Here is a 17,885-nt window from a genome sequence, read left to right on the forward strand (position 1 = left end):
GGTCAAGGCACCGGATAGGACGTGAGAACGAAGTAGGCCCGATTTTGTTGCTGGACGCGGCGCAGCACGACGACCAGCTTCGTCATCTGTTGCAACTGGCCCGTGGCCCTCACCACACCCTCGCCGACCACCGTCGTTGCCTGGTAGGTGACCGTGAACGGGCGCCCCCCAGGGCTTGCGGCCCGGGCCCAGGCTTCGATGGCGGCACGGTTGGACCGCAAAGCGGCAGACACGTGGCGTTCTGCATCGGCGAGCGTTCTGAATGTGGAGGCTGCTGGGATACCGGGCTGGCGCGCCAGGCGCGCGCGAAGCTGTTGTGCCGTCTGGCCGACATGCCGCGAGATGGTGTGACCACCAGCCGCCTCTTGCGCCGCCAGACTGATCGCACCCCGCCGTATGGCGAGCGCACGCAGCGCACCGATGCCACCGGCGATGAGCGGAACGGCCATGTCGGCACCGAGGCCGATCATCTCGGCCGTTTTGGGATGGGCGCCGAGCGCAGAAGAGAGCGATTCAGCCGCCTCTGCGGTCAAGGTAGCGGTGTCCCTGCCGGTTGCGATCTGGCGCACCGCCGACGATGACGTGTCAAGCCCGTGGGCGCCAAGGGCCACGCCCGCGACCTTCGTTGCCGCAGTCGGCTCTGGCGCAAGAAGAAGACCTCCGGCTCCGATCAGCTCGAGTGCCCCGACCAACAGTTTTCCGACACCCCACATTCGGTCGGACAAGGCGGGTGCTTCGTCCACCGTTTCCTCTGTGAGGACGGCGGCAAGCTGGAGGGGTGTCAAGACGATCTGAACGCCTTGGTCCGGGCTGGCCTCGTGGCCGATGCCGAGCGCAATGGACATGGTTCCCACGGGCCCCGGTGTGGGGGAACGTTGCAGACACGTCGTCCCGCGGTCGATCCACTCGGCGTCGCTGTCCCAAAGAGGTCCGGGAATGCGAGCGTTCGCCATTGCTGCGCCACTCAGTCGAACCCGTAGCTGAAATCCCCCTCCCGCACCCCCAGCGTGATCCGCTGCAGGCTGCCCCCCGCGGCCAGCCGCGTCAGATACTCCAGCGACACGCGCGGCAGCACCGTGTTCGTCAGGATCGCATCGATCACGCGCCCACCCGATTCGGCCTCCGTGCAGCGCGAGACCACCAGCCGCACCACCGCGTCGTCGTACGTGAACGGAATGCCGTGGTTCTCCTGCACGCGCCGGGCGATGCGGCCCAGCTGCAGCCGCACGATGTCGCCCATCATCGCGTCCGACAGCGGGTGGTAGGGCACCACCACCAGCCGGCCCAGCAGCGCGGCCGGGAACACCTGCAGCAGCGGCTCGCGCAGCGCGGTGGCGATCTGTTCGGGGTCCGGCGTGGGCGCGGAGCCGCTGCACAGCCGCATGATGAGTTCGCTGCCCACGTTGCTGGTCAGGAGGATGATGGTGTTCTTGAAGTCGATGCCGCGGCCCTCGCCGTCTTCCATCCAGCCCTTGTCGAAGACCTGGAAGAACAGCTCGTGCACGTCGGGGTGGGCCTTCTCCACCTCGTCGAGCAGCACCACGCTGTAGGGACGGCGGCGCACGGCCTCGGTCAGCACGCCGCCTTCGCCGTAGCCCACGTAGCCGGGCGGCGCGCCCTTGAGCGTGGAGACGGTGTGCGCCTCCTGGAACTCGCTCATGTTGATGGTGATGACGTTCTGCTCGCCGCCGTACAGAGATTCGGCCAGCGCCAGCGCCGTCTCGGTCTTGCCCACGCCCGAGGTGCCGCACAGCAGGAACACGCCGATCGGCTTGCCCGGGTTGTCCAGCCGTGCGCGCGAGGTCTGCACGCGTCGCGCGATCATCTCCAACGCGTGCTTCTGGCCGATGACGCGCTGGTTGAGCGTGTCCGCCAGTCGCAGCACGGCCTCGACCTCGTTCTTGACCATGCGGCCGACGGGCACGCCGGTCCAGTCCTGCACCACGCTGGCCACGGCCTGCTCGTCCACGGTGGGCAGGATCAGCGGGGCGTCGCCCTGCAGTTCGCGCAGGCGGGTCTGCAGCGGGCGCAGCTCGGCGAGCAGGGTGTCGCGGTCGGGCGCAGGCGGCGCGGCAGCCGCGGCTTCGGATGCCGGCGCTGTAGGCGCTACAGGTGCCCGCAGCAGCGCGCGCAGTGCCAGGATGCGGTCGACCACGCCCTTTTCCTCCGCATGCCGTGCCTGCAGCTGCGCCAGCCGCGTCTGCTCCTCGGCGATGGCCTGCGCCGTGCGCTGGCGGCGCGCGTCGGTGTCGATGCCGATGGCCGCCTCGCGTTCGATGATCTCGTGCTCCACCTGCAGCGCCTCCAGCCGGCGCTGGCAGTCTTCCAGCGCCGGTGGCGTGGCATGCTGGCTCACGGCCACGCGCGCGCAGGCGGTGTCCAGCAGGCTCACGGCCTTGTCGGGCAGTTGCCGTGCGGGGATGTAGCGGTGCGCCAGCCGCACGGCGGCCTCGATCGCTTCGTCCAGCAGCGCCACGCGGTGGTGATTCTCCAGGATGCCGGCCACGCCGCGCAGCATCTGGATGGCCTTGGCCTCGCCGGGCTCGGCCACCTGCACGACCTGGAAGCGCCGCGTGAGCGCCGGGTCCTTCTCGATGTACTTCTTGTACTCGGCCCAGGTGGTGGCGGCGATGGTGCGCAGCTTGCCGCGCGCCAGCGCCGGCTTGAGCAGGTTGGCCGCATCGCCGGTGCCGGCCTGGCCGCCGGCGCCGACCAGCGTGTGGGCCTCGTCGATGAACAGGATGATGGGCTGCGGCGAGGCCTGCACCTCGTCGATCACGGCACGCAGCCGGCTCTCGAACTCGCCCTTCATGCTGGCGCCGGCCTGCAGCAGGCCCACGTCCAGCATGTGCAGGCGCACGTCCTTGAGCTGCGGCGGCACGTCGCCGCGCGCCAGCCGCAGTGCGAAGCCCTCGACCACGGCCGTCTTGCCGACGCCGGCCTCGCCGGTGAGGATGGGGTTGTTCTGGCGCCGGCGCATCAGGATGTCGACGATCTGGCGGATCTCTTCGTCGCGGCCGGCCACGGGGTCGATCTCACCCTTGTGCGCACGCTCGGTCAGGTCGATGGCGAAGCGCTTGAGCGCCTCCTGCTTGCCCATCGCGGCCGGCGCGATGGCGCCGCTGGCCTCGCCGGGCACGGCGCCGCTGGCGGTGGCAGCCTGGCCGTCTTCCGGCGAGCCGGCGACGATCTTGCCGAAGTCCTGCGCCAGCGTGTCGGCCTGGATGCGTTCGAACTGGCGCGAGATCGAGACCAGCACTGCGCGCAGGCCGGTGGTCTTGAGGATGCCCAGCAGCAGCGTGCCGGTGCGCACCTGCGTGTCGCCGAACATCAGCGAGCCGTAGACCCAGCCGCGCTCGACCGCGCTCTCCACCCAGCTGGACAGGTCGGTCACCGAGGAGGCGCCGCGCGGCAGCCGGTCGAGTGCGGCCGTGAGGTCGGTGGCCAGCGCGCCGGCATCGATGCCCACGTGCTGCACGATGCGGTGCAGGTCCGAGTCCTGCCCGTTGAGGATCTGGTAGAGCCAGTGCTGCAGCTCCACCACCGGGTTGCCGCGCAGCTTGCAGAACACGGTGGCGCCCTCGATGGCCTTGTAGGCTGTGGCGTTGAGCTTGCCGAACAGCGCGGTGCGGGAGATGTCAGGCATGGTGGTCTCCATGGCGGTGCACGAACGAGGCGGTGGGCCGCAGGCGCAGGTCGCCCCGGTCGCGCGCGGGGTGCTGCCGGCCCAGCCAGGAGACCACGCCCAGCGGCACGCGCTGGCCCAGCCGCGGCTCGGGCAGTTCGGCCTGCGCCAGCACCAGTTGCACATCCCATTGCAGGTCCAAGCCCGCGTACTGGCGAATCCAGTCGCGCAGCGGCGGCCAGGCCGGGCCGCCAGGCAGGAAGCCCAGGTACTGCGCCAGCGTCAAGGGGCCCAGCACCACGCGGAACTTGAACTGCCGGTCGTGCACTGCGCGGCCGGCGTTGGCGCTGCGGCCCAGCTGCGCCGCGGGCAGGCCCGCGCGCTGCGGCCGGTTGCGCGCATGGCCCAGGCGACTGCGGTCTTCGGGGGCGAGGGGCAGCCAGTGCGCGACGTGCTCCTCGATGCGCACCGGCACGCGAAAGTGCTGCGCCAGCAGCTTGGCCAGGCCCTCGGGGTGGCGGCTGCGCGCGCCCAGCAGGCCGGCCTGGAACAGCTGGGCCTGGCGCGGCAGCGCACCCTGCAGCGGCGCCGTGCCGGCATGGCCGAAGCCCGCACCCAGCCAGGCGGCGAAGCGGTCCTGCGCGGGGCGGTCGTGCTGCACCGTGGGCTGGGCGTCGGCCCAGGCGCGGTAGAACAGCGCCAGCATGCGGTGGTGGAAGATGTCCAGGAAGCGCGCGGCCGTCGGGTCGTTGCGCCAGCGCTGGCGTTCGCGCACGTACTCGGTCAGGTGCAGCGGCATCGGGCCCTGCGGGCCGAGCAGGCCGAAGAAGCGCACGCCCAGGCGTGGCGCGGGCATGTCCCTCTCGTGCGCGAAGCTGGCGAGCGGGGCGGGCGCGAAGTCGAGCTCCGGTTCTTGCCCCAGGCGCACGGGCTCCTGCGCAGGGCGCAGCGCGCGGCCGATGCGCGGCGCCTCCGGGTGCAGGGCCTCCAGGCGGCGCAGCAGCGCGAAGAAGTCGTGCGCCCAGGGCTCGGCGCGCACCGCCGCGAACAAGGCCTCGCGCTGCGGCTTCACTGGAGCCCCCTTCGGCCTGCGGCCCGTCCCCCCAGGGGGGAGCGAGCTTGCTTGGGGCGGCCCGGCGCGGCGCTCATACCGTTTCCCGCTGCCCGATGCGCGGCGCCCAGCGCATCAGCTCGCCGCGCTGGGGCGTGCGCAGCACCAGCTGGGTGAACGCATTGATGGCCGCATGGCGCGCGAAGAAGCGTTCCAGCACGCTGGCGAACAGGAAGGCGCTGGTGCCCTGGTAGGCCAGTTCGTCCAGTTCCAGCACGATCTCGATGCCGCTGCCGAAAGCCATCGGCCCCTTGAAGGGCAGGCGGCGCACGATGGGCTGCACCCGCAGCGCGAGCACGCCGGCCACCTGGCGCGCCCAGGCAGCGTCGTCGGGCGGGGCGTACAAGGCCAGCGTGGTGCGCAGCGCCGCTGCAGCGTCGGCCGGCGATGCGCCGACCAGCGACAGGTGGTTCAGGCTCAGGTGGCTGACGAGCTGCCAGCCGGGTTCGCCCGCCGGCCTGCGCGTGACCGGCCGCGTCGGCCCGCGCAAGGCATCCACGCGCCGCACGGGTCCGGCCGCGTCCAGCCGCCACACGGGTTTTTGGTTGGCATCGGCGCCATGCGGCAGCAGCATCGGCAGGTCGCGGTTGCTGACCCAGGCCGCCACCGACAGCTGGCGGATGTCGTCGCGGTAGGGCGCATGCTGCGGGTCGACCAATGCGAGATACACCTCCTGGCCGATGTACGAGGAGCGCGCGCCCTGCGTCATCTGCCGCTGCGAGCGCAGCCGGGGCTCGCGCCGCAGCGTGTAGAAGCCGTGGGCCTGCGCGGCATCGCTGGTGCCTGCGGCCTGCTGCGTCGCGTAGAGCGGCTCGAAGCGCTGCTGGCCCACGGCCCCGTTGCCGTAGCCCGTGACCGATTCCAGGCTGTGCACCTCGAAGTCCATGGGCCGCGTGCGGTCGGGCACCACGTGGTACTCCCAGGCGCCGGGGCCGAGCTGGATGCGGTCCAGCCGCTTGCGGAACAGGTTGATGGCCGGCGTGCAGTGCAGTGCCAGGCTGCTGCGGTCGACCAACGCCTCCAGCGGCGCATCGCCGCGGCGCAGCAGCACGACGAGCTCCACCTCGTCGCCGACCACCTGCGCCAGCCGGGCGGCCAGGTCGCCGATCTCGAAGAACAGCAGGCGCTGCGGCATGGCAGCCGCCTCCTGCAGCAGCCGGTAGCCCGAGAAGGCGCGCAGCGACTCGGGCAGCAGCGCCTCGTCGGCGCCGAACCCCAGCGGCCGCAGGCTGTCGGGGCCGCGCCAGGCCGGCGGCGTGCCGGCCTGGCCGGTGAGCACCAGCGTGCCGGTGCAGGCGCTGTGCAGCAGTTCGTGCAGGCGCAGGGCCACCTCGTCGGGCGCGCTGAGGTAGAAGGCCAGCCGGTCCAGCCCCAGCTGGCGAAAGCCCAGGCCACCGCCGGTGCGTAGCCGGATGCGCAGGCCGCCCTGCGTGCCCTGGGCCTGCGGCAATCGGCCCAGCGGCAGGTCGGGCGCGTGCGTGAAGTACTGCACCGACACCAGCTCCACGGGCCACAGCGTGACCGCGTGCGCGGTGCGGAACTCGCAATGCGTGTCCTGCCCGCGCGCCGGCTCGGCCATGACGGCGCTGCCGCGCGGCACCACATGGCCGCGCGTGAGGTTCGGGTCCAGCAGGTCGGCGTCGAAGCGCGCCACCATCATCGATGGCACGGGCGCGAGGAAGTTCGGGTAGCTGGCTTCGAGCAGCTGGGCGATGAGCCGCGGCTGCTCGGCCTCGATCTTGAGCTGCACGTGCGCGGCCATGAAGGCAAAGCCCTCCATGAGCCGCTCGACATACGGGTCGGTGACCTCCATGCCTTCCATGGACAGGCGCGACGCGATCTTGGGGAAGGCATGCGCGAACTCACTGCCGACCTCGCGCAGGTGCGTGAGCTCGTCGCTGTAGAGGCGCAGGAGGCGGGGGTCCATGGGGCTCTACGGCTGCCCGCACTGTCCGTACACATTGAGTGCTTCGCTTGCAACTGCTAGCCCGCCAATGACACAACCCAAGACTGGGGCGCCGACGCAAGACAGTGGTGCCATTGCAGTCGTAATCGTCAACGAAGCGATGGCCATCTTGCATTTGTCAAGCTGCCCGAGGCCTGCCGCTGCCACCACCTTCTCGGCCATCGTCAGGGTGATGTAGGCAGAGGCTTTCGCCGGAGACATTCCAGCGACTTTCAGCAAACCAATCGACTTGAGTGTCTGCGCGGCCGCAAAGTTGGTGAGCTTTAGCCCATCCGATGCGCTTGCAGTGGCCGCTACTTTGGACACGGAATATGCCTTCTTTGTTAGCGAATGTGCTAGCTGCGCTTTGGTTTGTGGAAAGTCCTTGGCGATTTCCAAAGTCGCAGCGAACACTCGGACAAGTGCTGCCGTAAGTTCAGTGTCTTTTGCCAGTTTGGAAACGTTCTTGTCTGGGCTGTTAGCAAGCAGGTTGCTTACTTGCGTAGGTGTCACAGTTGACATGCTGGCTCCTCGTTTGTGTTCAGCGAGGTGTACGTACAGACGCGGAGGCACCCCTATCCCGCACCTCCACCTGCCCCGCCTCCAGATCCATCTGCGTGCGCAGCAGGATCTCCAGCGGCACCGGCTGCGACCACAGGTGGCCGCTGATCTCGAACTCGATCACGTTGTGCGTGTCCAGCACGCTGCTGGGCTCCACGGCGCGCACCTGCAGGCTGTCGGCCAGGATGCGGGGCTCGTAGCGCAGGATGGCCTGGCGGATGGTGCGTTCCAGCACGCCGACGTCGAGCCGGGATGCCAGTTGGCCCGACAGCGCGGGCAGGCCGAAGTTCAGCACGCTGGCGCCCACCTGCGGGTAGGCGTCGGCGGTGGCGCCCAGCGGCTGCACGGTGTTGAACAGCGCACTCAGGTCGCGCAGCACGGCCTGGCGCAGCTGGGCCTTGGACATGACGCGGTGGTCGTCGGCCTCCTGGCGTTCGCCCGGCGCGTCGTCGGTGAGCCGGTCCAGCAGGGCCGGCTGCAACCGGTTGCGGGCGTCCACGGTGGCCATGGCGCACGCCGGCCCTCAGGCGGGCAGGACCTCGTCGTCGAAGCTGAACGTGCCCGAGCCCAGGCCCGCGCTCTCTTGCGGCTGGTAGGCGATGCCGATCTTGGTGAACGCAATGGACACGCGCTCCAGCGGCCGGCCGTCGTCGCCGACCTCGATGTCCAGCCCCACCACGCGCGCGCCTTCCAGCGTCATCGTGAAGTAGTCCAGCGCCTCGCCGCCGGCCTTGCGCATGGTCAGCACGGCTTCCTTGATCTCGTCGTTCGTAGCCAGCGCGCTCAGCAGCGCGGTGGACGCCGCGTCGATGCCCTTGGTCACGACGAGGTGGCGGTACACGCGCCGCGCCGTGCGTTCGGTCGAGCCGATCGCCGTGTTGGCGCTGACGCCCCAGCTCCAGCGCAGCAGCTGGATCTCCTCCTCGTGGCCCTCCGTGGTGACCTCGCCCTTGACCTTGCCGGCGCGCTTGGTGTGCACGCTGAGGAACAGGTCGGACGCGCCGTCGCTTTGCCCGGACAGGGGGACCATGTCAGTCTTCCGTTGTGCCGTGCGCCGCCGTCACGGTCCGGCACCGGGCCGCAACGCACTGATCCGAAGGCCGCGGAGCAGGCCATGCCAGCGGACGCTTTGGCCCGGGCTCTGCCCGGCCGCTGGCGGCGCCCCTGGAGGGGGATGGAATGTCTACACGCAGTGAGACATCCAAACGGGGTGGATTCAACTTCACACCTTCTTGTTGGTGGTCACGTCCCAGCCGCCGACGACCTCGCCGCCCAGGCCGCCCTTGCCGTCCTGCGGCTTGTACTTGAACTCGATCTTTCCGTAGTTCAGCGCGACCTGTTCCATCGGAATGATGTCGGCGCCGGCCGAGCCGCTGTTCTGGTAGCTGCTGACCATCACCGGCGACAGGATCACGGTGAGGAATTCCTCCTGCTCGCCGCCGGCCTTGCGGCACACCAGCGTGGCGGTGGCCAGGTGCTCGCCGGTGCAGCACGCGGTGAGCAGCTTGGCCGAGGCCTTGTCGGTCTTCTTCACGAAGTGGAAGTCCTGCAGCGAGACCTTGCCGCTGCCGCCGCCACCGCCGCTGCTGAACGAGCCGGCATTGGTGCCGCCCAGGCTCCAGGATTCCAGTTCGATCTCGCCGGCATGCTTGTCGTCGGTGGACTCGCCTTCGACGCCGTCGATCTTCAGGTAGTAGTCAACATGGGCCATGGTTTCCTCGCTTCAGTGGTGGTTGAACGTCGTGGCGTTGGCAGGGAGACCGGGCACGCACGACGGCCCATGCCCGGCTCCGCAGTCGGCGGCTTCAGGCGCCCTTTTGCGATGGCAGCTTGGACACCAGCCGCAGCGACACCGTGAGGCCTTCGAGCTGGTAGTGCGGCCGCAGGAAGAACTTGGAGGTGTAGTAGCCGGGGTTGCCGGGCACCTCCTCGACGGTGACCTCGGCCGCGGCCAGCGGCTTCCTGGACTTGGTGGCCTCGCTCGAGTTGGCGGGGTCGCCGTCCACGTAGTTCATGATCCATTTGTTCAGCCACTTGGCCATGTCGGCGCGCTCCTTGAACGAACCCACCTTGTCGCGCGCGATGCACTTGAGGTAGTGCGCAAAACGCGAGCAGGCGAACAGGTAGGGCAGGCGGGCCGACAGGTTGGCGTTGGCCGTGGCGTCGGGGTCGTCGTACTCCTCGGGTTTTTGCAGCGACTGCGCGCCGATGAAGACGGCGAAGTCCGAGTTCTTGCGGTGCAGCAGCGGCATGAAGCCGTTCTTGGCCAGCTCGGCCTCGCGCCGGTCGCCGATGGCGATCTCGGTCGGGCACTTCATGGCCACGCCGCCGTCGTCCGTGGGGAAGGTGTGGGTCGGCAGGCCTTCCACCGCGCCGCCCGACTCGACACCTCGGATGCGCGTGCACCAGCCGTACAGCTTGAACGAGCGGTTGATGTTGACGGCCATGGCATAGGCCGAGTTGGCCCAGGCGTAGGCCGAGTGGTCGGCACCGGTGGTCGATTCCTCGAAGTTGAATTCCTCCACGGGCGCGGTCTTGGCGCCCCAGGGCAGGCGCGCCAGGAAGCGCGGCATCGCCAGGCCGATGTAGCGCGCGTCGTCCGAGGCGCGCAGCGAGCGCCAGGCCGCGTACTCAGGCGTGGTGAAGATCTTGGTCAGGTCGCGCGGGTTGGACAGCTCCTGCCACGAACCCATCTGCATCAGGTTGGGGCTGGCCGCGGCGATGAAGGGCGTGTGCGCGGCGGCGGCCACCTTGCTCATCTCGCCCAGCAGCTCCACGTCGGGCGGGCTGTGGTCGAAGTAGTAGTCGCCCACCAGCGCGCCGAAGGGCTCGCCGCCGAGCTGGCCGTACTCCTCCTCGTAGACCTTCTTGAACAGCGGGCTCTGGTCCCAGGCCGTGCCCTTGAACTTCTTGAGCGTCTTGCCGAAGTCCTTCTTGGAGATGTTCATGACGCGGATCTTCAGCATCTCGTCCGTCTCGGTGTTGTTGACGAGGTAGTGCAGGCCGCGCCAGGCGCTCTCCAGCGCCTGGAACTCGGGGTGGTGCAGGATCAGGTTGACCTGCCTGGAGAGCTGCTCGTCGAGCTCGGCGATCATGGCCTCGATGCTGGCCATCACGTCGCCGTCGATCAGTTTGGTCGAGGCCAGCGCCTGCTGCGCCAGGGTGAGTACCGCGTTCTGGACGGCATTGCGCGCGTCGTCGGACTTGGGCTTGAACTCCTGGTTCAGCAGCGCGGCGAACTCGCTGCCCTCGTAGGCGATGCCTTGCAGCGGCGCTGCGCTCTGGAGTGTGTCTTCGGCCATGGTTGCGTCTCTCCCAGGTATGCGGATACAGGGGCCGGCGGGGTCAGGCGGCGGCCGGCTGGTCGGCTGCAGGCGCTTCGGGCTTCTTCGCCGCGGCCAGCGAGGCCAGCAGCGCGGGGTCGGCCATCACCTTGGCCAGCAGGTCTTCGGCGCCGGTCTTGCCGTCCATGTAGGTCAGGAGGTTGGCCAGCTCCTGGCGCGCCTTGAGCAGCTGCTTGAGCCCGTCGACCTTCTGCGCCACGGCGGCGGGCGAGAAGTCGTCCAGGTTCTTGAACGTGAGCTCGACCGCCAGCTTGCCCTCGCCGGTCAGCGTGTTGGTCACGGGGAAGGCCACGCGCGGCTTCATCGACTCCATGCGCGCGTCGAAGTTGTCCACGTCGATCTCCAGGAACTTGCGCTCGTTGACGGGCGGCAGCGGCTCGGCCGGCTTGCCCGAGAGGTCGGACAGCACGCCCATGACGAACGGCAGCTGCACCTTCTTCTCGGCGCCGTAGAGCTCGACGTCGTACTCGATCTGCACGCGCGGCGCGCGGTTGCGGGCGATGAACTTCTGACTGCTGGTGGCCATGGTGGGCTCCTTGTGGTCGGCGGGCGGTCGGACGGCTTACTTGGGGGCGCCGGCGAGCTTCTCGATCTGGCCCACGCCGTCGGGCATCAGGTCGCGGATGATCTCGAGGAAGTTCTTGGTCATCAGGCGCTGCGCGCGCTTGATGAACAGCGGGGCGGGGTTGGTCGGCTCGTTGCGCTCGATCCAGTCGCTCACGCGCTCCAGCATGCGGATCGCGTCTTCGCGGGAGTGGATCGTGCCGGGCGCCGGTGCGGCCACGGCCGCTTCGGCTGCCACGGTGTTCGCCGCGGGCTGCGCTGCGGGCGTTCCCTGCGCCTGCTGGCCGGCCTGGGCCACGGCGCCCAGCAGCGCGGCCAGGGGCTTGAGGTCGGGCGAACGGCCGGCGCCGAGCTGGCGGTCCAGCGCCGCGGCCATGCCCTGCACGGCGGGCAGGCCGGCCTGCATGGCGCCGGCCAGCGCCGGAACCTGCGCTTGCGCGGCAGCAATGGCGGGCGACAGGGCCTCGGCGGTGGGAACGGCTTCACCACCATGGGGCTTGGCGCCGCCGAAGGCCAGCTCCAGGTCGCGCACCGTGACGGCATTGCGGGCAGGCGTCAGTGCGGCGCGGCGCAGGTCGGCCAGGCCCTCTTCCTTGAACAGGGGCCAGATCGCGCTGATGCGTTCCGTGGGGTCGTTGTCGTCGCCCGCATCCAGCTGCGGGTGCACCAGCGGCCAGTGCTGCTCCAGCAGGCCGTGCAGCAGCTGCAGCCCCTGCACCATGCCGACCAGGCCCTGGACATGGGCGGCGCTGCGCGTGAGCCAGACGGCCACGCGCAGGTCGCGGGTGCGCGCGGCCAGGTCCTGCGCATGCCGGTGCACCGCATGCCAGTCGGGCGGTGTGGCCGCGATGAGCTTGGTGCCGTACTGCTGCTCGGGCGTGCCCGCGGCGGCGCGCTCCAGCGCCTGGAACGCGTCGTCGTGGTCCAGCGCCGGCCCGCACGGCGCGTCGCCGGCGAGGGGGGTGAGGAGCGCGTCGGTGTCGAGCGTTGGCATGCAGTGGTCCTGCGGGAGGGTTGCGGACCACTTTAGGACGGCAGGACCGCGTGCACAGCGGACGAAAGTCACTTTGGGCCGGCGCGGCGTCCCGCGAAATGGGGATGGCCGCCGCGCGTCAGGGCAGCATGCCGCGCACCGTGCCGAGCAGCTTGCGCGGCTGCAGCGGCTTGACCAGCACGGTGTGGCCGGCCTCGGCGGCACGCTGCAGCTCCTCGTGCGTGGTGTCGCCGGTCACGACGATGGCCGGCACCTCGTAGCCGCACTGGCGGCGCACGGCGGCGATGGCTGCGATGCCGTCGGCGTCATCGCCCAGGTGCAGGTCGGAGATGATCAGGTCGGGCGGCAGCTCCATGCCGGCTGCGGCGCGCTGCGCGGCCTCGGCGCTGGCCGCGGCGGCCACCGTGTAGCCCCATTCCTCCAGCAGGATGCGCAGGCCTTCGCGGATGGCCTCGTCGTCGTCGATCACGAGCACGGCGCGCGCCTGCGGCACCGGCATGGGCCGGGTGTCGGCGGCGGCGGTGGCGTCGCGGATCTCGGGCAGGCCGCCGCGCGCGATGGCCAGCCGGAACATGGTGCCGCGCCCGGGGTGCGAGGCCACGGTCAACCCGTGGTTCAGCAGCCGGGCCAGGCGCCGCACGATGGCCAGGCCCATGCCCAGACCCTGGCTGCGCCCGCGGGTGGAGCGCCCGCATTGGTAGAACTCATCGAAGACGCGCGGCAGCTCGGCCGGCGCGATGCCGACGCCGGTGTCCCAGACCTCCACGTGGATGTGCTCGCGCGTGGAGCGTGCCACCAGCACCACGCCGCCGCGCTCGGTGTAGCGCAGCGCGTTCTGCAGCAGGTTGCCCAGAATGCGCTCGAGCAGCTGCGGGTCGCTGGTCACCGACTTGCCGCCCGGCGAGAAGCGCAGGCCCAGGCCGCGCGCCTCGGCCTGGCCGGCGTACTGCATGTGCAGTCGGCGGAACACGTCGCGCAGCGGGAAGTGCTGCAGGTTCGGCTCCACGGCGCCGGCGTCGAGCCGCGAGACGTCCAGCATGGCGTTGAACGAGCGCTCCAGCCCCTCGATGGAGCGCGTCACGTTGCGCACCAGCGGCTCCTGCTCGGTGCCTAGCAGCCGCAGTTCCAGCGCTCCGGCGAACAGGCCCAGCGCGTGCACGGGCTGGCGCAGGTCGTGCGTGGCGGTGGCCAGGAAGCGGGTCTTGTCGCGGTCGGCCTGGTGCGCGGCGCGCAGCGCGGTCTCCAGCGCATGCAGCGCATCGCCGCGTTCGGAGAAGGCCAGGCGCTGGCGCCGCCAGCGGCGGTGGCCGAGCAGGGCGAGCGCGGCGGCCAGCAGGGCGGCTGCTGCGGCGCTGCCGCTGGCCGGCGCGGGCGCACCCTGCAGCGCCCAGGCCAGGGCCTGTGACGCCGGCACGGCCGCCAGCAGCGCCACGGGCGGGCCCAGCGGCGCCAGCAGCGCGGCCAGCAGTGGCACCAGCACCAGCAACGCCATGGCGGGGTTGCTGGCCGCCATGGCCGGCAGCAGCCAGGGCAGGGCGCAGAGCAGCAGGCCCCAGGCCAGCAGCAGCGCGCCGCAGGCATGGCGCCTCGAACGCTGGCGCCGGCGTGCGGCCGGGCTCAGCCGGCCCAGCTGCCGCGCCAGCAGTCCACAGGCCAGCGCTGCCGCCGTCGCCAGGCCGACCACGGTGGCGGCGCCCGCGCCATTCAGGCCGGGCCAGGCCTGCACGGGCGGCAGCAACAGGGCCGCGGGCAGGCTGGCGGGCCAGGTGGCCAGCGCCTCGTCGACCGCTGCATCGCGCAGGCGCCGCGCGGTGGAGCGGCGCGCGCGCCGCTCAAGCGGGGGCGCCTCGCCCGGCGCGGCGTTCTCGACGGCGGTGAAGGCAGCGTTCGGCATGGTGCGCCCGAACGCCGCGGGGCATTCAGCGGAACAGGCTGATCATGTGCGAGCGCGAGCGCACGTCCAGCGCCAGCAGCAGCGATGACACGTAGTTCTTGACCGTGCCCAGCGAGAGCTCGGTCGAGTTGCTGATCTCCTGGTTGCCGCAGCCCGACAGCACGAGCTCCAGGATCTCCAGGTGGCGCGGTCCGAGTTCGGCGACGCGGTCGAACATCGCCGAGGACGGGAAGTGCGGGAACAGCGTGGTGTCCACGGCCGGGCGGCGCTGGCGCGCGCTGTCGACGAGCGCCTGCAGCGAACTGCGCATCTGGTCCATCTGCGCGCTCTTGGGCACGTAGCCCACGGCGCCGAGCGCGCGCGCCTGGCGCACGACGAATTCGTCTTGGGTGCCGCTGAAGACCGCCACGCGCGCCTGCGGGAAGGTCTGCATGAAGCGCCGCAGCCCCTGCAGGCCCTTGCAGTCGCCCAGGTTCAGGTCGAGCAGCACCGCGTCCACCGGCGTGCGCTCTCGGTACAGGCGCAGGCCCTCGTCCAGCGTGGGCGCCTCGATCCACTCGATGCGCAGCCCGCCGAGCATGGGGTAGAGCGTGCGGATACCGGCGCGCACGAGTTCGTGATCGTCGATGAGCAGGATGCGGCGCGTGCTGCGCGGCATGGCGGTCGCCGCATCTGCGGCCGATGGCTCGGACAGTCGCACATCCAACAGTGTTTCCATGGTCCTCTCCTTGGCGGCGGGCCCGGATTCGTCGTCGCCTGCAGACTAATCGCACCGGGCTGATGCATCGTAGGACTGGCGGATGGGGGTCGGCAACATCATTCTTTAGGAGGCGGACTGTGCAGTAGTGCACATATCGCCGGTTCTTGTATCAGGCTTGTTGCACCGGCGACGCTGCCATGAAATCAATGAAACACACACGGCATGGGTGGCTGGATCGTTGACCCGCAGGCAAATATGTTTGCCGCATGGCGGGGTTTTTCTGCAGGGCCGACAGGCCCAGACTGCGGCCCTTGAAAGGACGACCATGAACACCACCACCATTCCCGCCTTCGGCCTCGGCACCTTCCGCCTGAAGGGGCAGGTCGTGATCGACTCCGTGCGCAACGCGCTCGATGTCGGCTACCGCGCCATCGACACCGCGCAGATCTATGGCAACGAGGCCGAGGTCGGCCAGGCCATCGCCGAGAGCGGCGTGCCGCGCCGCGAACTCTTCGTCACGACCAAGGTCTGGACCGACCACCTGGCTGGCGACAAGCTGGTGCCCAGCCTCAAGGAAAGCCTGCGCAAGCTGCGCACCGAGCAGGTGGACCTCACGCTGATCCACTGGCCTTCGCCCGGCAACGCCGTGCCCATGGCCGAGTACCTGGGCGCGTTGGCGCAGGCGCAGGACCAGGGGCTCACGTGGGGGATCGGCGTCTCCAACTTCACGGTGGCGCTGCTGCGCGAGGCCATGGGCATCCTGGGCGCCGGGCGCATCGCGACCAACCAGGTCGAGCTCTCGCCCTATCTGCAGAACCGCAGCTTGGCGGCCTTCATGCGGGAGCAGGGCATGCACCTGACCTCCTACATGACGCTGGCCTACGGCAAGGTGCTGGGCGATCCGGTGCTGCAGGCCATCTCGCAGGCGCATGGCGCCAGCACCGCGCAGGTGGCGCTGGCCTGGGCGCTGCAGCAGGGCTACGCAGTGATCCCGTCGTCGACCAGGCGCGAGAACCTGGCCGCGAACTTGAAGGCGCAGCAGTTGCGCCTGAGCGAGGACGACTTGGCACGCATTGCCACGCTGGACCGCGGCGAGCGCCAGGCCGATCCGGCCGGCCTCGCGCCGGCCTGGGACTAAAGCGGCCCTGGCAGCTTGCCCAGGCCGGGCAGGCGCAGCGCCATGTCGTCCAGGTCCACGCCGACGCCCAGGCCCAGCAGGTTGAGTTCCAGGCCCTCGTCGCGCGCCAGCGTGATGCCCGCCAGGCCCAGCAGCGAGACCTGCCAGCCCGTGCCGCTGGGCGCGCTGGCGAAGAACTGCGTGGGCCCCAGGTAGTCCTTGCCGATGGCGGTGGGCGGCAGGTCCAGACGCAGCTCGGGCACCTCACGCGCGACCCAGGCCACGAAGGTGTTGCTGTTCGGGCCGGGCCACAGGCCGTAGGTGTGGCCCCAGGGATAGCGTGCGACGGCGGCCTCGATGCGGTCGATCATGGCCTCGGCTTGCGGACCGCGGTGCTCCACGAGCAGGCGCGGGTAGGCGCCGTACCAGTGCGTGTCGGGCAGGGTGCTCTCGCCCTGGACCAGCGCGTCGCCGCCGTAGCGTGCGCGCCAGCCCAGGATCTGCCAGGTGGTGTAGTGGTCGGCCCCGGCGCGCTTGACCGCGATCCAGGGATGGATGCCAAAGGCGCCGCGCCAGCGCACGATGCGCGCGCCGTAGACCTGCACCACGGCGCGTTGCTCGACGGCCGGATCCGGTGCCTGCCCGGTGGGCGAACGTTCACGGCTGTGCCAGGGCGTGTCCAGGTCCAGCTTGCCCGAGGCCAGCACGCCGATGGGGCCCAGCAGCAGCAGGGCGACCAGGGCCAGCAGGCGCAGCGGCCAGCGCAGCAGTCGCCTCATGCGCCAGCCTCCATCGCCGCCAGCGCCTGCGCGAAATCGCGCTGCAGGTTGCCGATGTCCTCCAGCCCCACGGCCAGCCGAACGAAGTTGGGCGCGATGCCGCTTGCTGCCATCTGCGCCTCGTTCATGGTGCCGGCCCACATGGCGGCGGCGTGCACGATCAGCGTTTCCACGCCACCCAGGCTCACGGCCTGCGTGGCCAGCCGCAGCGAGGCAACGAAGCGGCTCGTGGCCGCGTAGCCGGCCTGGAGCGCGAACGCGATGACGGGGCCGCCACCGGCCATCTGGCGCTGCGCGAGCGCGTGCTGCGGATGGCTCTCGAGCAGCGGGTAGTGCACCCGCTCCACCTGCGGCTGGCGCTCCAGCCAGGCGGCCAGCGCGAGCGCGTTGGCGTTGATGCGCTCCATGCGCACGGACAGCGTGCGCAGCCCGCGCAGCAGCAGCCAGGCATCCATGGGCGAGAGCACGGCGCCCAGCGTGATGTGCATGGGCCAGATGCGCTCGGCCAGCGCGTTGCTGCAGCAGATGACGCCGGCCGTCAGGTCGTGGTGGCCGCCCAGGGCCTTGGTCGCGCTGTGCACCACGATGTCGATGCCCAGCGCGTGCGGCTTGCAGTTGACGGGCGAGGCGAAGGTGTTGTCGGCGATGGTCAGGATGCCGCGCGGCCTGGCCAGCGCCGCCACGCCGGCCAGGTCGGTCAGCACCAGCGTGGGGTTGGCGGGCGTCTCCACGAGGATGAGCTTCGTCTCTGGGCGGAGCGCTGCGGCGATGGCCGCCAGGTCGCTCTGCTCGACGATGCTGACCTGCACGCCGAAGCGCGGCAGCACTTCGTCGAACAGCTTGGCCGTGCTCATGTAGTGCCGCGTTTGCGCCACCACATGGTCGCCGGCCTGCACCAGCGCCAGCAGCGTGGTGCTGATGGCGCCCATGCCGGAGGCTGTCAGCAGCGCGGTCTCGGTGCCCTCGAGCGCGGCCACGATGGCGGCCGCGCGCTCGTGCGTGGGGTTGCCGTAGCGCGTGTAGTAGCCGGCATGGCGCGGTGTGCCGGCCATGGTGGCGAACTCGGCCGCGTCGCGCGCCTTGAAGGTCGCGCTGTAGTGGATAGGGGCGCTGACGGCCGTGTCGTCGGACAGGCCGGCGTCGCCGTGCAGCACGCGGGTGGCGTCGTGCCAGGCGTCGTCTGGAGGGAGGTGCATCGCTTGGAGGAATCCGCAGGAGAAAACCAGTGCACATGATGCGCTCGCCTGCGCC

At 70.4% G+C, this 17,885-nt stretch carries 16 protein-coding genes; 1 reads left to right on the forward strand and 15 read right to left on the reverse strand.

All coding sequences use genetic code 11. The annotated features are described in order from the left end of the window. Positions 1-2: 2 nt before the first annotated feature. The 13 genes from ASF45_RS16260 to ASF45_RS16315 form a co-directional block, all read right to left on the reverse strand. Complete coding sequence (locus ASF45_RS16260) at positions 3-845, reverse strand: RNase A-like domain-containing protein (protein WP_056664556.1); 843 nt, start codon at positions 843-845, stop codon at positions 3-5. A gap of 119 nt (positions 846-964) precedes the next feature. Further along, positions 965-3,646: a type VI secretion system ATPase TssH gene (gene tssH, locus ASF45_RS16265; RefSeq protein WP_056664559.1), complete on the reverse strand. Its 2,682-nt coding sequence runs from the start codon at positions 3,644-3,646 to the stop codon at positions 965-967. After that, positions 3,639-4,697 (reverse strand): type VI secretion system baseplate subunit TssG, encoded by a 1,059-nt coding sequence (tssG, locus tag ASF45_RS16270; protein ID WP_056664562.1) that lies wholly within the window; start codon positions 4,695-4,697, stop codon positions 3,639-3,641. Before tssG ends, tssH begins: the two co-directional genes overlap by 8 nt. 73 nt (positions 4,698-4,770) lie before the next feature. Then, on the reverse strand, positions 4,771-6,663 hold the full coding sequence (tssF, locus tag ASF45_RS16275) for a type VI secretion system baseplate subunit TssF (RefSeq protein WP_056664564.1): 1,893 nt from the start codon (positions 6,661-6,663) through the stop codon (positions 4,771-4,773). Positions 6,664-6,669: 6 nt separating this feature from the next. Next, complete coding sequence (locus tag ASF45_RS35385) at positions 6,670-7,203, reverse strand: hypothetical protein (RefSeq protein ID WP_156473044.1); 534 nt, start codon at positions 7,201-7,203, stop codon at positions 6,670-6,672. Positions 7,204-7,222: 19 nt separating this feature from the next. Further along, entirely contained in the window at positions 7,223-7,750 is a 528-nt protein-coding gene (gene tssE, locus ASF45_RS16280; protein ID WP_056664567.1) for a type VI secretion system baseplate subunit TssE, read from the reverse strand. 15 nt (positions 7,751-7,765) lie between these two features. Continuing rightward, positions 7,766-8,272 (reverse strand): type VI secretion system tube protein Hcp, encoded by a 507-nt coding sequence (locus ASF45_RS16285; protein ID WP_056664570.1) that lies wholly within the window; start codon positions 8,270-8,272, stop codon positions 7,766-7,768. 192 nt (positions 8,273-8,464) lie between these two features. After that, entirely contained in the window at positions 8,465-8,953 is a 489-nt protein-coding gene (locus ASF45_RS16290; RefSeq protein ID WP_056664573.1) for a type VI secretion system tube protein Hcp, read from the reverse strand. Positions 8,954-9,047: 94 nt separating this feature from the next. Beyond that, positions 9,048-10,544 carry a type VI secretion system contractile sheath large subunit gene (gene tssC / locus ASF45_RS16295; RefSeq protein ID WP_056664576.1) on the reverse strand — a complete coding sequence of 499 codons (1,497 nt, stop codon included), beginning with the start codon at positions 10,542-10,544 and terminating at the stop codon, positions 9,048-9,050. A gap of 43 nt (positions 10,545-10,587) precedes the next feature. Beyond that, positions 10,588-11,112: a type VI secretion system contractile sheath small subunit gene (gene tssB, locus ASF45_RS16300; protein ID WP_056664579.1), complete on the reverse strand. Its 525-nt coding sequence runs from the start codon at positions 11,110-11,112 to the stop codon at positions 10,588-10,590. A 36-nt stretch (positions 11,113-11,148) separates the two neighbouring features. Beyond that, on the reverse strand, positions 11,149-12,144 hold the full coding sequence (gene tssA / locus ASF45_RS16305) for a type VI secretion system protein TssA (RefSeq protein ID WP_056664582.1): 996 nt from the start codon (positions 12,142-12,144) through the stop codon (positions 11,149-11,151). Positions 12,145-12,262: 118 nt separating this feature from the next. Next, complete coding sequence (locus tag ASF45_RS16310) at positions 12,263-14,038, reverse strand: hybrid sensor histidine kinase/response regulator (RefSeq protein WP_056664585.1); 1,776 nt, start codon at positions 14,036-14,038, stop codon at positions 12,263-12,265. A 25-nt stretch (positions 14,039-14,063) separates the two neighbouring features. Then, the gene (locus ASF45_RS16315; RefSeq protein ID WP_056664588.1) at positions 14,064-14,756 is read right to left on the reverse strand and encodes a response regulator transcription factor; all 693 of its coding nucleotides are present in this window, start codon (positions 14,754-14,756) and stop codon (positions 14,064-14,066) included. 307 nt (positions 14,757-15,063) lie between these two features. On the opposite strand from ASF45_RS16315, the gene dkgB reads away from it, so the two are divergent. Next, the gene (gene dkgB, locus ASF45_RS16320) at positions 15,064-15,876 is read left to right on the forward strand and encodes a 2,5-didehydrogluconate reductase DkgB (protein WP_056664591.1); all 813 of its coding nucleotides are present in this window, start codon (positions 15,064-15,066) and stop codon (positions 15,874-15,876) included. Here dkgB and ASF45_RS16325 read toward each other — a convergent pair. Together ASF45_RS16325 and ASF45_RS16330 are read right to left on the reverse strand one after the other, a co-directional pair. After that, complete coding sequence (locus ASF45_RS16325; protein ID WP_056664594.1) at positions 15,873-16,634, reverse strand: DUF3750 domain-containing protein; 762 nt, start codon at positions 16,632-16,634, stop codon at positions 15,873-15,875. The two genes, dkgB and ASF45_RS16325, sit on opposite strands and share 4 nt — an antisense overlap. Next, positions 16,631-17,830, reverse strand: a complete 1,200-nt coding sequence (locus ASF45_RS16330) for a PLP-dependent aspartate aminotransferase family protein (RefSeq protein WP_056664597.1) — start codon at positions 17,828-17,830, stop codon at positions 16,631-16,633. Before ASF45_RS16330 ends, ASF45_RS16325 begins: the two co-directional genes overlap by 4 nt. Positions 17,831-17,885: the final 55 nt, after the last annotated feature.

Origin of the sequence: Pseudorhodoferax sp. Leaf265, from assembly GCF_001422365.1 — a bacterium.
Lineage (GTDB): Bacteria > Pseudomonadota > Gammaproteobacteria > Burkholderiales > Burkholderiaceae_C > Pseudorhodoferax.